At 61.0% G+C, this 13,841-nt stretch carries 10 protein-coding genes, 3 pseudogenes and 2 CRISPR repeat arrays (1 of these 15 running past the window's edge); of the genes and pseudogenes, 9 read left to right on the top strand and 4 right to left on the bottom strand.

The window, feature by feature from the left end:
- Positions 1–1,142: direct repeats of the CRISPR family, unit length 37 nt; unit sequence GTGGCAGGGGAGTCGATCCGCTAGAGGATACTGAAAG; it reaches 2,294 nt to the left of the window's first position.
- Positions 1,143–1,260: 118 nt separating this feature from the next.
- Positions 1,261–1,593 carry a hypothetical protein gene (locus N688_RS16070; RefSeq protein WP_156025467.1) on the top strand — a complete coding sequence of 111 codons (333 nt, stop codon included), beginning with the start codon at positions 1,261–1,263 and terminating at the stop codon, positions 1,591–1,593.
- A gap of 3 nt (positions 1,594–1,596) precedes the next feature.
- Here the strand turns inward: N688_RS16070 and N688_RS24055 are convergent.
- Positions 1,597–1,833: pseudogene (locus tag N688_RS24055) on the bottom strand (DUF1998 domain-containing protein); the annotation flags it as partial.
- A gap of 135 nt (positions 1,834–1,968) precedes the next feature.
- On the opposite strand from N688_RS24055, the gene N688_RS23640 reads away from it, so the two are divergent.
- Both N688_RS23640 and N688_RS23805 read left to right on the top strand, forming a co-directional pair.
- On the top strand, positions 1,969–2,295 hold the full coding sequence (locus N688_RS23640; RefSeq protein ID WP_052890231.1) for a hypothetical protein: 327 nt from the start codon (positions 1,969–1,971) through the stop codon (positions 2,293–2,295).
- Positions 2,296–3,081: 786 nt separating this feature from the next.
- Positions 3,082–3,213 carry a hypothetical protein gene (locus N688_RS23805; RefSeq protein WP_272945043.1) on the top strand — a complete coding sequence of 44 codons (132 nt, stop codon included), beginning with the start codon at positions 3,082–3,084 and terminating at the stop codon, positions 3,211–3,213.
- Positions 3,214–3,234: 21 nt separating this feature from the next.
- Here N688_RS23805 and N688_RS24050 read toward each other — a convergent pair.
- A pseudogene (locus tag N688_RS24050) lies at positions 3,235–3,483 on the bottom strand (helicase-related protein); the annotation flags it as partial.
- 1,302 nt (positions 3,484–4,785) lie between these two features.
- Here N688_RS24050 and N688_RS23635 point away from each other — a divergent pair.
- Complete coding sequence (locus tag N688_RS23635) at positions 4,786–5,301, top strand: hypothetical protein (RefSeq protein WP_052890228.1); 516 nt, start codon at positions 4,786–4,788, stop codon at positions 5,299–5,301.
- Between the two features lie 411 nt (positions 5,302–5,712).
- Positions 5,713–6,087, top strand: coding sequence for a hypothetical protein (locus N688_RS23250; protein ID WP_052890227.1), 375 nt, complete (start codon positions 5,713–5,715; stop codon positions 6,085–6,087).
- A 129-nt stretch (positions 6,088–6,216) separates the two neighbouring features.
- Here the strand turns inward: N688_RS23250 and N688_RS24045 are convergent.
- A pseudogene (locus tag N688_RS24045) lies at positions 6,217–6,342 on the bottom strand (hypothetical protein); the annotation flags it as partial.
- 15 nt (positions 6,343–6,357) lie between these two features.
- On the opposite strand from N688_RS24045, the gene N688_RS23245 reads away from it, so the two are divergent.
- The 4 genes from N688_RS23245 (at position 6,358) to N688_RS16025 (ending at position 7,923) form a co-directional block, all read left to right on the top strand.
- A complete protein-coding gene (locus N688_RS23245) occupies positions 6,358–6,666 on the top strand; it encodes a hypothetical protein (protein ID WP_052890226.1) in 309 nt (102 codons plus the stop codon).
- 547 nt (positions 6,667–7,213) lie between these two features.
- Positions 7,214–7,480 carry a hypothetical protein gene (locus N688_RS16035; RefSeq protein WP_052890225.1) on the top strand — a complete coding sequence of 89 codons (267 nt, stop codon included), beginning with the start codon at positions 7,214–7,216 and terminating at the stop codon, positions 7,478–7,480.
- Positions 7,455–7,700: a helix-turn-helix domain-containing protein gene (locus N688_RS24040; protein WP_081838918.1), complete on the top strand. Its 246-nt coding sequence runs from the start codon at positions 7,455–7,457 to the stop codon at positions 7,698–7,700. Before N688_RS16035 ends, N688_RS24040 begins: the two co-directional genes overlap by 26 nt.
- 37 nt (positions 7,701–7,737) lie before the next feature.
- A complete protein-coding gene (locus N688_RS16025) occupies positions 7,738–7,923 on the top strand; it encodes a hypothetical protein (protein ID WP_052890223.1) in 186 nt (61 codons plus the stop codon).
- A 405-nt stretch (positions 7,924–8,328) separates the two neighbouring features.
- Positions 8,329–10,205: direct repeats of the CRISPR family, unit length 37 nt; unit sequence GTGGCAGGGGTCTCGATCCGCTAGAGGATACTGAAAG.
- A gap of 130 nt (positions 10,206–10,335) precedes the next feature.
- Here the strand turns inward: N688_RS16025 and N688_RS16020 are convergent.
- Positions 10,336–13,725 carry a DUF499 domain-containing protein gene (locus tag N688_RS16020; protein WP_052890222.1) on the bottom strand — a complete coding sequence of 1,130 codons (3,390 nt, stop codon included), beginning with the start codon at positions 13,723–13,725 and terminating at the stop codon, positions 10,336–10,338.
- Positions 13,726–13,841: the final 116 nt, after the last annotated feature.

The raw sequence follows: 13,841 nt of genomic DNA, 5'->3' as shown, positions 1-13,841 counted from the left end.
CTGTGGCAGGGGAGTCGATCCGCTAGAGGATACTGAAAGATCTGCTGAGCACAGGTCTCGTGAACACGCTGTAGGTGGCAGGGGAGTCGATCCGCTAGAGGATACTGAAAGGGCTGGGTCCGCTTGAGACGATCGCACTGCACGAATCGTGGCAGGGGAGTCGATCCGCTAGAGGATACTGAAAGCTTCAATTTGAGATGGATACCGCGCATGCCGGCGATAGTGGCAGGGGAGTCGATCCGCTAGAGGATACTGAAAGGGAGAGACCGATGGAGATCCGGGAAGATTCGGAAGGGTGGCAGGGGAGTCGATCCGCTAGAGGATACTGAAAGGGAGAGACCGATGGAGATCCGGGAAGATTCGGAAGGGTGGCAGGGGAGTCGATCCGCTAGAGGATACTGAAAGTGTCTCTTCCTCTCGCCGCAGATCTGACTCTTGATGAGTGGCAGGGGAGTCGATCCGCTAGAGGATACTGAAAGCAATACCGTTGAAGTGACGCGTTGTTTCGGCAATTGCGTGGCAGGGGAGTCGATCCGCTAGAGGATACTGAAAGGTCAATACTCGACTTGAACTCACCAGGAACCTGCCGTGGCAGGGGAGTCGATCCGCTAGAGGATACTGAAAGAAAAGTACTACTCGTGAGTCCTAGGGAAGGATGTACGTGGCAGGGGAGTCGATCCGCTAGAGGATACTGAAAGAATACAGCATGGCTCTGGCGCCTCTTTGTGGCGCAAGCTGTGGCAGGGGAGTCGATCCGCACGAGGATACTGAAAGACACGGCAACAAGCTCATCTACGTCTCTGACGGCATGTGGCAGGGGAGTCGATCCGCACGAGGATACTGAAAGACACGGCAACAAGCTCATCTACGTCTCTGACGGCATGTGGCAGGGGAGTCGATCCGCACGAGGATACTGAAAGCTGGGCCAGGACCGACTTCACGACGGGCAGCCCTGTGTGGCAGGGGAGTCGATCCGCACGAGGATACTGAAAGCTGTGGTGAGCTGGCTCCGGAACACTCCATCCCAACAAGTGGCAGGGGAGTCGATCCGCTAGAGGATACTGAAAGCGATGGAAGGTGGGGCGGAAGGCCGTCATGAGGCCGCGTGGCAGGGGAGTCGATCCGCTAAAGGATACTGAAAGACCTGGAGCCGGAGATAGCACTACGAATCTCCCCTGCCACCCCTGGCAGATTATGGCGTAGCGCATAATCACTCACCAGACAAACCCTTGGCCCCAGCTCCTGCAAGGGATGCCCGGTTTGCTTATAGTCCTGCTCAACAGGATAGGTACCGACGGCGAGCAGGTTGCCATCCTCGTCCTCAACAAGCAGCGGCACCGAGTGACCAGCCAGCCAACCTGGTTGCTGGCAACGGTAGCCCTGCAGTCTCAAAAACTGAGCCAGGTCCCCAAGCTGTCGCCTCTGCTCCTCCAGGGAGAAGGCCGCCGGCGCTCGCTGCTCGACAATCGCCTCCAGCAGGCGCCGGCCAAGATGGCGGTCAAGACGATAGTGCAGCATGCGATTGCCATAGTTGCGCAAACAACGATAACAGGACTGCTCACAGCTCTCTGGGCACTCCTTGAGAATCTGTAGCGTCATCTCGAGCAACTGCTTGATCTCCTGACCTACCTGGGTGGCATAGCCCGCCCCACCGGCCAGCGCATCAAACAGGAAAAAGTCGATGCTACTCCCCGCTGCCTCTCCCTCGAACGTAGGAGTGTAGTTCCAACCGATGCGCAGCTCACCTGGTTGGATATCCAGCAGACGTGTGGCCGCCAGTTGCAGGGCCTGGGCCAAGGTATGAGCGGCATCCGCCAGCCAACTCTGTCCCACCTCATAGCGTGTCCCCCCAGGCAGTGTCAGGCGCAACAAAAGCAAGTCACTTCGAAAAACATGCCCCAGGTAGCCATACCAGTATGAGCGGCTTTTACACCATTGCTTGCCCTGGGTGCTTAGAAAAGGGCGCGGATGACCATGATAAGAGGAACCTTCCAGCGCTGCTACCTTTCTCCCAACTACAGCGGCGCCACAGCTCCGGCAAATAGTAAAGCCAGTGCCCCCGGGGCCGGCATTAATGATGAGCAGCTCCTGATTCTCTTTGTACTCCCAGGCCACACCCCCGTTCGGCATCCGCCAGGCCAGAGAGTCGCGACTGGTCAAGGGCATCACCTGATGAGCCGCCGTGTAGATGACTCCCTGCTCTTGCTGAGTATCGTGGCCGGACGAGCGACGCTCACGCGAAGTGGCCCCCCACGGCGCAAAGGCTGGCGGATCAAGAATCTCCTGTTCTCGTAAGGGGGTATGACACTGGGGACAGGGCTGTTCCAGCACTCCGGTGCTGCCGTTTTCTCCCCTGCGGGTGGTCTCTTCAAGATAGCCACAGACCTGACAGAGCAGAAAACGTCGTCGGGCCTGCTTAAAGAAGCGCTCCACTGGCGACGGTGCATTGCTGGGTGCCAGACCAGGAAAGAGCGTCACGTAGATGCCGCCGCTCTGATAGGTCTCCTTATTCACCACCAACTCACGCCCGGGCGCGTACTCCGTCAGTGCGATATCGACGCTCTGCTGCGGACGCTCCCGAAAGCCAAATCGCTGATGATTCTTCTTTTCGATGACGAAGCTGCGCAGCTCGCGCGGAAAAGCATACTGTGGCAGCAGGCCCTGATCAAAGAGCAGGTCAAGTAAGAGAACCTCTTTCACATCATCGGCGCTGCTCGCGCTCATCCAGCCCGCCGACAGGAGCAGGCGCTGCTCCTCGAACTCCCGCTGCAGCTCCTCCAGACGCTCGCAGAGCCTGGCCCCAATCTCGCCAACGATGGCAAACTTGCGCTCGAGATCGCAGCGCTGACCCTCGATCTCATCTGGCAGCCAGGCGATAACGTGGCGCGTGAACTCAGGGGGGCGTTCCCTGAGCATCTGCTGCAGCCAGGTGCCGAAGCGGCTCAACGTCGCCGCTCCTTTCTCTTGGAAGAAATCACTGGCGCGCCCCAGGGCCTCGGGAAGCGAACTGCGCTGTAAAGCGGCCTCCGTCTTGCCCTCCACGTATTCGCGGAAAAAGGTCTGCAGGAGGGCAGCCTGAATGTGGCGCGTGAGCAGGCGCTTGTTAACGGGGGAGAGACGCGGGCAGGGCACCGGATCGCTGATCATCTCCTCGGGATGGTCGAAGTAGTGACCGTCATGGCTGCCGTTCTCGCTGTAGGCCAGCACCGTTGAAAGTGCGGCCCCGCGCCGTCCGGCCCGTCCGGCGCGCTGCTGGTAGCTGGCGCGCGTCGGCGGGATGTTGCGCAGGCCCACCCCCAGCAATTGGCCAATATCGACGCCGACCTCCATCGTGGTGGTACAGCTCAGCACGTCGATGGCCGGCTTCTCTGCTGAGATGCCGATCTCCTGAAAGCGCAGCTCGTACTCCTCAGTGGTCGACGAGACCGCCTGACTGTCGCGGTGGGAGAGCTGGGCGGTATGCTCCTCGGCGGTCAGGTGCATGGGACGGCGCTGTCCGGCCAGCACCTGGCGCAATGGCTCGCGATAGAAGGCCGTGCGGGCCTGTAAACTGATGTCCTCGGTAGGGAGAGGCTGCAGATTCTCGCTCCGACAGCTCCTGGCCGGGCAGCGTCCGCGCAGCGGCTGCCAGACGAGCTGTGTGCAGTCGCGACACTGATACCACTTATCGTCAAGAGTCAGACGCAGGGCTAGCTGTTCTGGGCGGAGAAAACGCGGCCCGTTGGAGGAAGAGCTGCAGAGCACATCAATCATGGCCTGGCGAAACTCTTTTTCGTTGCCGACCTCGAGCAGCTCTCTGGCCATTTTCTCTGCCTCAAGCGGCGACTTGTCCTCCCGGAAACCTTCGCCGGGGACAGTCATCTGCCGATCCGAGAAGGCGATGCCATCGTCGAAAGCGCTCAATTCAAGCAGTTCGGCGATCCACTGGATCGCCAGGGCCCGCAGCTCCTCATTGCTCAGCCCGCTAGCGGAGAATTTACGGTGCAAGGCCCTGAACGCGGCTGGAGCCGGTTCAATAATGGCGATGCACATGCGTGGCAGCGAATAGAAGCGGTCGGCAACCTGGCGCAGGAGAGCGCGGCGATAGCCAGGGATCAGGGCCGGCGTCCAATCTTCAGCAATGGCCAGGTCTTCATTCTCTTGGTAATCCTGGCGGAACTCGTGGATGCGCCTGAGTAGCTCCTGCTGAGAGTCACCATCGAAAAAGTAGAGATCATATTTAGAACAGACGATGATAAACTCCCGCTGCAGCTTCCCATCAAGCGGCACCAGCTCCTGACCGTGGCACTGGCGCAGGCGATCCGCGGCCAGGATGAGAGCCTCGCGGAAAGTGTCTAGCTCAACCTCGCGCGGTAGATCGCGCGCCAGACGCGCCGCACGCTGGCGGCCATCCGAAAAGAGCAGGACCTTGCGTCCCATGTTGGGGGCTGCCTCTCGCGCTGGTGTACGTGGCGGCTGCAGCTCAAACTGACGCCGCACCAGGTTGACAAAGGGTTGCTCGCCACGCGTCGCCAGACTGGCCAGGGCATCAGATGTGGTCAACTGCTTGAGGCAGACCGGGCAGCTCTTCCAGCCATTGCCGGCTGCTGGCTGATCCCCTCCATTGCTGGCGTTAGAACTTGTTTTGCTCTTGTTCTCAGGAGCAGGGCGATAGAGGGTGATAAACTCTTCCTCGCGGCCCCAGGCCCATGTCGATTGTAGCCCTTTCCCGACCACGTAGGCATTGCCAGTTTGGATGTGCAGGCGCAGCTCCTGCAGATGCGACTGTGTGGAATGCTGCCGGGGATGGGGAGAGCCGATCAGGAGCAGCTCCTCATGGGCCTGGTTACGGTCCTCGCCCGGCTCGTGCCAGAGAAACTGAGTCTGGGGGCCAGCGCTGCCCGTCGTCGTGAAAACGCGCAGGAAGAGGGCCCCGCAGTTTCGGTGCGCATACAGCTCGTAGACGCGCGCGCCGCAGTCGCAGTGCAGGCGGGGACTCAGCCAGAGCCGGCCCAGCGTCGACGGTCCGTCTGTCTGGTGCAGGAGCGCGCTACAGCGTGGATTGACGCAGGCGTAGAGCGTCGGCAGGCCGCGAAAGAGGAAATGGGCGCGCACCGGCAGCAGGGGCTGATCATCCTCACGGCAGGCGGCGGCAGCCAGACTGAGCAGGGCACTGGTGGCGCGAACGCGCTCTTGCTCGGAGAGCGACGGGAAAAGCTGGGCGGCCAGCTCGCTCAAGGCGCGGGCCTTGCCGGCGGTCTGGCTCCACAGCAGACGGAAGCTTTGCAGACTGCTCAGGCAACGACCCAGATAGAGCGGTAACTCGGCCAGGGATGATGGAGCTGGCCAGCCGAGGCGCTGGCTGAGGTCCTCTACGGCTCGCAGAGCAGCGCCCTCGTCCAGAACTCGATTGGCGAAAGCCGTCAGGTCGAAGGCCGCCAGCGCTGCGCCTTCGGTCTCTGGCGTCGGCCTGGGGAGCGGTCGCCCGTTGACGACGCTGGGAGCCGAGGGCGGCTGGCTTGGCTCGCCACGGACGATGGCAAAGCTGGCGCCGGCTGAGCCGCGGGCCCCTACCAGCCCTTCGGCAAAGGTCAGAATGCCCGTCTCGCCGGCGCTGGGGTCCAGACTGGCGCTGGTCAGAATGTAGCGCACACGCTCGCGCCCGATGCCAAGGCGGGCCTGCAGGCGGCGCAGGAGCAGCGAGATCTCAGCGCCGGTGGCGCCGCTATAAAGGTGCGCCTCATCGAGCACAATCAGCAGGCTGTTAGCCGGATCGTTCTCCAGCCATTGGGCGGTCTGGGCAAAGATGCTGCGCTCGATGGGGCGCATCAGCATGTATTCCAGCATGGAATAGTTAGTAATCAGGATGTCGGGGCAGCAGCGCTGGATTTGGTGACGGCTGTAGAGTTCGCGATCGTCAGCATCGATCTCGACAGCTCCCCGGATGGCGTCATTGTGCAGGCGTTCCAGATTGCAGGCCGGCCAGCGCCCCCTCTCTTCCTGCTCCTGACGTTGCTCTGGGGATACATTGGCGTAGAAATCGAGCAGAGGGAGCAGTTGGGCCTTGTTGCGTTCCTGGCTCATCTGGCCTGGGTAGGGAGTACGTGAGGTATACATGCCGAAGCGGATCGGGCGGTCAAGGCCGTAGCGCTCTTTGAACCAGCGAGCAAAGGCGGCATGGCCGAAGAGACGGCGCAGGCGGACCAGTTGGTCGTTGACGAGGGCATTGGTGGGATAGAGAATGAGGGTGCGCATACCGGGTAGGGCAAAGCTCTCGCGGCGCTGCCTGGCCTCGTCAAGGCTGCGGGCAAGGATCGTAAGCAGGAAAACCTCCGTTTTGCCCGAACCGGTGCCAGTGGTCAGGATCAGATCGCGGTCTTGTCCGAGCAGAGCCTCCAGGGCCTCGCCCTGGTGGGGATAGGGCTGGGGAGGGATGAGCGGAGGCAGGCCAGTAGCCTGGCCAGCCAGTTCGGCCAGGGCCTGGCCTATGACGGGCGGCAGATCCAGGTTGGTATAAGAGCGCCCGCCAGGGTAGCCAGGGGTGCTTTCGATATAGGGTTCGCGCGCAATGACCTTCGGCTCCTCCAGCAGCCGGCGACGCTCCTCAACGACGTCGCTGTGACGAATAGGATATTGGGCCTCAATATAGCGGATCAGTTGCTGCTGAAGCTCGCGCGCGATCGTTGAAAGGTCATAGTTCTGTTGGCTGCTGACCTGATTCATAGTTGCTCCTTCTCTAGGAAGGATTGGCGATGAACTCCTTGCTTCAAGCTCTCACTGCAGAGTCTGCTGCCCGGGAAGGTCGGTGAAGGCAAGGAACGCTCAGGAACAGGTTTTTTCTAGCGCTGTGGTCTCGCTTGGGCCATGCTAGGCGAGCCGATCAAGGCGGGGCGGGCGCTCAGCGCGGACGGCCTGGGGGACCGGGCTGGGAAGCCTGCGCCGCTTCTCTCGCGCTGGGAATCGAAGTGCTGCCAATTATAGCATGGCTCTGCTGCTTCAGTAAAGTGTGCCTCCTGTCTGCTCTGCTGGGGGCTGCTGCTATTCGCTCTGGGGGGCTGGTGACCGGTGGGCATCCCATCAGGGTGAGCGGGGGGTGAGGGATCAGAGGCTGACCTGCCACAGCTTCACAATCCTGGTCCCGGCCATGATGATACGCTGACTATCCGGCAGCCGGGCCAGGACCCGGATACCTTCGCTTTCGTGCGAGTGACCCAGGCGAAGAGGATAGGAGGACGTGAACAATGGCGAGCAGGTCGGCGATGGTGAAGGGTTTGGCCAGGAAGACGGAGGAGCCGGCCAGGCGAGCCTTGAGGCGATCGAGTGGGCCGAGACGGCAGTTCAGCATCAGGATGGGCAGGCGGGACAACTGGGAATAGCGGGCCTGGTGGCTCAGCAGATAGGTGCGCTGAAGACCGGAAAGATGGCCAGGAGCCAGTCGAGCAGGAGCAGATCGGGTGGGAGGGTTGGTAACGGTGATGAGAAGTGGACACCAAGCGCGTGACTTGGGGCTATTTGTGGCGAATCTTCGCGCCCAGGCTGGCCTTTCGTTAACAACGCTGGCTAGCTTGGTAGGAAGCAGCAAGAGTACGCTCTCGCGACTGGAACAGGGACAAATCCCTCTGCCTGCACGCGGCAAAAACCGTCCGCTGCTCGTTGCCTTGGTGCATCTGCTCTGTAGCGCGGCCAGCGAACGCGATTGCATCCTCTGCACTATTTCCTGACCTCTTCAACCTGGCGTCAGCAGGAGCGTGCTGGCTGATGCACGCGGCTGACCGGGGTGAGGCTGCCCAACTGAGCACGTTTCCGCTGACTTTGGAGGCGGCCTTACGGGAGCTGGCCAGTGGGAGGCGCTGGCGTTCGACGGCGCGTATGCGGTTACTCCAGGTGCTTTTTCATCTCTATGGTGTTGATGAGGTGCAGAGGGCACTGGCTCATCAGGGGTGATCTGCACTGAGGAGCGCCTGTTTGCAGCGCGGGCCGGCGGCTGGCCCACGTGCTTTTTGTTTTTGGGGAGAGAGGGAGGGAGGGAAAGGGAGCCTGGCCAAAAAATGGCCCATGTGAGAGGCCGATTCGAAACTCTCCGCGGGTGCCCCCCCAATCCGGTCAGATTCCAGCCAAAAGTGGCCGGAATCTCGCATCTTTTGCTGCTTTTATAAGTGAAAATATATTGATGCTTTCTCGAAACTCGCCCCTTGCGGCTTGCAAAAAACGAGTTTCGAGAAAGGTCGTGATACGATAGATTCTGGAGGGTGGGGGGCGAAGAAAACGAGGCGTTGAGATGCCAAAAACGGGGCCTCGATCGTTATAGAATAAGTGAGAAGTATCCCCGATGCTCCTCCGCCGGCTGCGGTGGCAGGGGTCTCGATCCGCTAGAGGATACTGAAAGCTCCTGTTACCTGCAAGCACTCTCGTCTGTGACGGGGGCCGTGTGGCAGGGGTCTCGATCCGCTAGAGGATACTGAAAGTCGGGTGTTGAACGACCGTCTGGGGACTAGTTACCGGTGGCAGGGGTCTCGATCCGCTAGAGGATACTGAAAGGTGGACTCCTGTCATTCAGCAAGGAGAGAAGGGGGGGGTGGCAGGGGTCTCGATCCGCTAGAGGATACTGAAAGGGTCTTCTTCTGCAGGGGCAAGGATCGACTCACCCGTGGCAGGGGTCTCGATCCGCTAGAGGATACTGAAAGGCTATTTTCGCGAGTGCCGTGCACGCGGTATCAAGAGTGGCAGGGGTCTCGATCCGCTAGAGGATACTGAAAGAACCGGAGCCGGGTGATTGCGCGCACAGAAACGATCGCGTGGCAGGGGTCTCGATCCGCTAGAGGATACTGAAAGAGAGTCCCATTGAGGGGCGAGTGGCCGCAAGGTCAAGTGGCAGGGGTCTCGATCCGCTAGAGGATACTGAAAGTTGCTGAATGCGCTCCCGAATAACTTGAGCCAGCCATTCGTGGCAGGGGTCTCGATCCGCTAGAGGATACTGAAAGGTAGTGCTGCTCTGGGTCAACCCCATGCTGTTTCAGTGTGGCAGGGGTCTCGATCCGCTAGAGGATACTGAAAGACTTGAAGGGCCATTAGTTATCTCCCCTCCAAACAGCGTGGCAGGGGTCTCGATCCGCTAGAGGATACTGAAAGAATCCATCGGCAAGAATCCTGATGGTTGTTCCAGCGAGGGTGGCAGGGGTCTCGATCCGCTAGAGGATACTGAAAGTGTACCCCAAGGGGTAAATGCCCACTTTTTCGGGACAGTGGCAGGGGTCTCGATCCGCTAGAGGATACTGAAAGTTTCAAGAGTGGCGACAAGCTCAAAGCTTGTTGCAGGTGGCAGGGGTCTCGATCCGCTAGAGGATACTGAAAGGATTTCATCCCAGTAGCCATGCCTCCTTTGCCGTCGTGGCAGGGGTCTCGATCCGCTAGAGGATACTGAAAGTCCCGTCAATGTCAACTTGCGACGCATGTGCCCCCCATGTGGCAGGGGTCTCGATCCGCTAGAGGATACTGAAAGGCTATTTTCGCGAGTGCCGTGCACGCGGTATCAAGAGTGGCAGGGGTCTCGATCCGCTAGAGGATACTGAAAGGCACCATCTCTTCATCAATCGTGAGCGCCCACTCACGTGGCAGGGGTCTCGATCCGCACGAGGATACTGAAAGCTTGAGCAGCCTCGCGCACATTGAGCGTGAGCTGTGTGGCAGGGGTCTCGATCCGCTAGAGGATACTGAAAGGTGCCACCGCTCTCGCGATTCACTTCCGCCGCAGTTTGTGGCAGGGGTCTCGATCCGCTAGAGGATACTGAAAGAACATCCCGACCTGCGCCGACTCCACTCGCCCAGTGTGGCAGGGGTGTCGATCCGCTAGAGGATACTGAAAGAATGGATTTTGCAGGCAATGGCGATCACCCATGTCCGTGGCAGGGGTGTCGATCCGCTAGAGGATACTGAAAGAACATCCCGACCTGCGCCGACTCCACTCGCCCAGTGTGGCAGGGGTCTCGATCCGCACGAGGATACTGAAAGACGGCTAGAGAATGACCATTTTGGGGCAATACATGCGTGGCAGGGGTCTCGATCCGCACGAGGATACTGAAAGGCGTACCTGGTTAGGCTGTTCGGACGTAGCCGTTTGTGGCAGGGGTCTCGATCCGCACGAGGATACTGAAAGAGATGGCCTTCGCAGGATTGCACGGTTGGGAAGCCCGTGGCAGGGGAGTCGATCCGCACGAGGATACTGAAAGAGATGAGAGCACAGAAAAGCACAAAGAAATGAAACATGAGCGCCGGGTAGCATGCCCGGCGCTCACCGTGCTTCTCTTCCCTAATTCAAGAGATGGCAACGAGCAAAAGGAAAAGATCCATCCTCCACACTCAGACAGAAGAAGAGCGCAGCCTCAAGCCAGGTGCCACCTCGCCCAGCACAGCATTCAAACGCTGCAAAGCCTCCTCCGTCACACGACTGGCCGGCTCAACCTCGATCCCAACCTGGAGACGCAGAGTAAGACTGTAGTCCCCGCAGATCTTGAACAGCTCGCCAACTACCTCAGCCAGATTCTGAAGCTCGCCGCTCTCAAGCGTCGCCTCAGCGCGCAGCGGTAACACGTAAGCCGCGGGCTGCTCACGCGCGGTGCTGACACCTGCCACCCCCATGAGCGTGCTCTGCAGGCCAGCCACCATTACCGGCTCCTGGCGCATCACCTGGATCTTCACTCCCCGCGCCCCCGCATAGTCACACGGCCAGGGACCTGAGTCGATGCTGCGCTCCAGCAGACGCTGCTGAAAAGCATCCTCAATGACCGCCCGCACCGTCAGCCAGGGCAAGGGCATACCCACCCGCCTGGCCAGCGCATCAGCGATCTCCCGCGCCGTCGTCTGCTCACCATGCCAGGCCTCCGGCAACCGCTCAGGCAGAATCTCACTGGCCGCCAACGGCTCCGGCGGAGGCCGCAGGCGCGCCCCCTCGCTCAAGAGCACATCCTCAGCCACCTCCTCCCCCAAAAAGCTGCTCTGCCCGCTCAATAACCAGAGCTGTCGCCCTCGCACCGTCTCACGCACCGCCTGCCTGATCACCCCCGGCTCAGCCCGCGGAATGGCCAACGGCTCACTGTAACCATCGCGCTGCTCATGGACGACATGACCGCCGCCAAAGTAGACGTAGAGCCGACTGAGATGTAGCTCCTCATCCTCCCATAGCTCCGGCAAAATCCCAGGCTGCAACAGCTCAGGTGCCAGCTCTGTCAGGCTGGCCACCTCCGCCAGAACCACCTCCAGCGCCGGATCGCGCAGCACCTCCTCATCGGGACGCCGCCGCCAGAAGGTGCGATAGCTGCGATCGGGCCGCGGCTGACGAAAAACAAAGCGTCCCTGCAGACAGCCATTGATCAGGGTCTGCCTGATCGCCTGGCGGTCGACAATGCGCGGCAGGTGCACGAACTGGGCGAATGCCTCCACTACATCCTTGTAACGCCGCGCGCTCTCGCCCGGACGCCACAGCTCGTACGGACCGCCCGGCAGCAGAGCCTCTGCCTCGATTGGCTGCTCCGAGATGCGCAGACGCTCGTCAGCCTTGAGCGAGGCGTACAGATTGCTCTCGGTGAGCTTGATCTGGAATGCCTCCGCCTCGTTGTTGACCGCGAGCGCCACCACAATGCAGTAGCTCTCGCGCACCAGCTCCTTGAGGCGCATCTCACTCTCTTTCTTCTCGCGCTCCAGCAACGCCTGGCGATTGCTGTCGACCTCCTGCTCTTCACGCTTGAGTCGCTCCTCAACGTCGAGCCAGCCCAGATAGCTGCGCATGGCTTCACGGGCACCATCCAGCCCGCGCGTGTAGGGAGCTACCACGATGACGGCGTTGCGATAGACGCGCGGCGCCTCGGGACCGCTCTTCTCGTTGAGGATGCGCAGGGCCAGCTCCGAAGGATGGCCGGGACGGCAGGCCCCTTCTGGCCCCAGGACGACCAGGTGTAGATCTCCGTCGTCATCTACGTCGCGCGGCTCCTTGGCAAGCTTGTGCACGCGCGGCGGATGCCGTTCGCCACCGGTCGAGAAGAGATAGCGACACTCCTCAATTTCACGGCGTAGATGGTGCTCGACAGCCTCGGAACTGATGTTCTGACAGGCATCGTGATGCATCTGACGCAGGTTGGGCCGCGCTCCCAGACGCCAGACCTTTGGCAACTCCTGGCCCTCCTCGTCCAGTTTCTCTCTCTCGTGCCAAGTGCTCTCGTCGAGAAACCAGGAGATCTCGGTCCACTGCTTCAGGGCCTGCGTCAGGGCAATGCGATCGGGACTCATCTGGCCAATGAGGCGCAGCAACTCATGCAGGTTGGCATCTTTGCCCACCGGCTGCGAGTGCAGGAAGGTGGCAAAAACCGCCTGCTCGACCTCGCGGAAACGCAATGAGGGAAAGGAGCGCTGGATCTGGCGCGCCTTCTCTAGCTCGCTCTGTAGAATGGCGCTCCAGGCCTGGCGTCGGCCCTCGTACGATTCGTTTTCGGCGGTAGTGGCTAGCTCGTGTGCGACCTCGGAGAGGCCGCTGCCGTTGGGCGGGCCAATGAAGGCATTGACAGAAACCAGCGGGCAGGGGTCCCAGCGCGCGGCGTCGCGCAAGGCCAGGGCAAAGTTGCGCAGCGTGCCGCGCGTCCCCTGGAAGGTCTGCAGGTCGGTCCATTTGCCGTAGAAGAGATCGATGAGATCGGGATGAAAGGGATAGCTGTTGACAATGCGCTCCTCAAGCTCGTGACGATGGTTGGCAACCTCTTCGACAAGGGAGGCGATGCCGTTGACAGCAAAGATGGCCTGGGGACGGAAAAGGTCACGGTTGCGGATGGAGTCAGGGGTGAAGAAGCGCCGGCGCAGAACCTCGGCAAGGTCCTCTTTTTCAACCGGCTGGAAAACCGGCTCGCGCTGGCGCCCGAGGATCTCCTGTAGCTCGTTGCTCAGCTCGCGCCCGAGCTCGTCACGCTTGCGCGGGTCGCTGGCCAGCAGCGAGACGACAACGGCGCAGGTGGGTACCTTGTTGGCGGCCTGCGTCAAATATTGGAAAAAGTCGCTCATGCGCCAGCGCCAGACAGGATCAAGGCCGACCTTCTCGCGGACATAGATGAGGACCTCGTCCATGAGAACCAGGGTGGCGTCTCCCTGGCGGGCCGGCAGAGAAAGAAGATTGGCGAGCAGCTCCTCCGCTGGCGGCGTCTCGCGCTCCGCGTCCTGGTCCTCGCTGTGGATCAGGCGCAGCCCCTCGCTACCTGCCAGTTGGTAGGCCAGAATGCTCCAGGGATGACGCAGCCGACGTCGCTCACCACCAGGTCCCGGAATCTCCAGGCCCTTCTCTGGGTCAAGCTTGTCGAAGGCCAGGACGGCAATGCGCGCCCGCGGCAGGGCACTCAGACCGATGGCTGCCAGGAATTCTTCGACGGCGGGCAGCTTGGGAAGCCGCTCGGGCCGACGAGCCAGGTGATAGAGGGTAATGAGGGTGTGGGTCTTGCCGCCGCCGTAGTATAGCTCTAGCTGGTAGACAGCACGATCGCTGCGCCCGGCCTGGCGCTGCATGACTTCCCGCGCCAGGCGGCGCATGTTGGCCGTGGGATAGGTGAAGGAGAAGAATTCGTCCGGCTCGCGGTAGAGCGAGTTGCCTCGCTGCATGACGACGTCATAGAGGTCGGCGGCAAAGCTGGCCAGGCTGAGGTCACCACTCAGCAGTTCGTCGCGCAGGCGCACGATCCCATGCCAGGGATGCCACCGGTGTGCACTGGTGCTCATATATTCCTCTCTCCGTCTACTTGCCTGTCTTGCTCGTACATCTCCTCCAATCAAGGTACCCCCTCCCGGGGCTGGCTGAGGCCAGCCTGCCCGCTCCGGCTTGGCCCGCCCCTGCG

This window comes from Thermogemmatispora carboxidivorans, assembly GCF_000702505.1.
Taxonomy (GTDB): domain Bacteria; phylum Chloroflexota; class Ktedonobacteria; order Ktedonobacterales; family Ktedonobacteraceae; genus Thermogemmatispora; species Thermogemmatispora carboxidivorans.
This window is presented reverse-complemented; position numbering and strand designations above follow the sequence as displayed.

Bases quoted from the DNA above. Each gene is read 5' to 3' on its own strand.
- N688_RS23635 (WP_052890228.1), top strand. From the start codon at position 4,786: ATGGGGAGAGCCGATCAGGAGCAGCTCCTCATGGGCCTGGTTACGGTC.
- N688_RS16025 (WP_052890223.1), top strand. From the start codon at position 7,738: ATGCACGCGGCTGACCGGGGTGAGGCTGCCCAACTGAGCACGTTTCCG.
- N688_RS23640 (WP_052890231.1), top strand. From the start codon at position 1,969: ATGACCATGATAAGAGGAACCTTCCAGCGCTGCTACCTTTCTCCCAAC.
- N688_RS24040 (WP_081838918.1), top strand. From the start codon at position 7,455: ATGAGAAGTGGACACCAAGCGCGTGACTTGGGGCTATTTGTGGCGAAT.
- N688_RS16020 (WP_052890222.1), bottom strand. From the start codon at position 13,725: ATGAGCACCAGTGCACACCGGTGGCATCCCTGGCATGGGATCGTGCGC.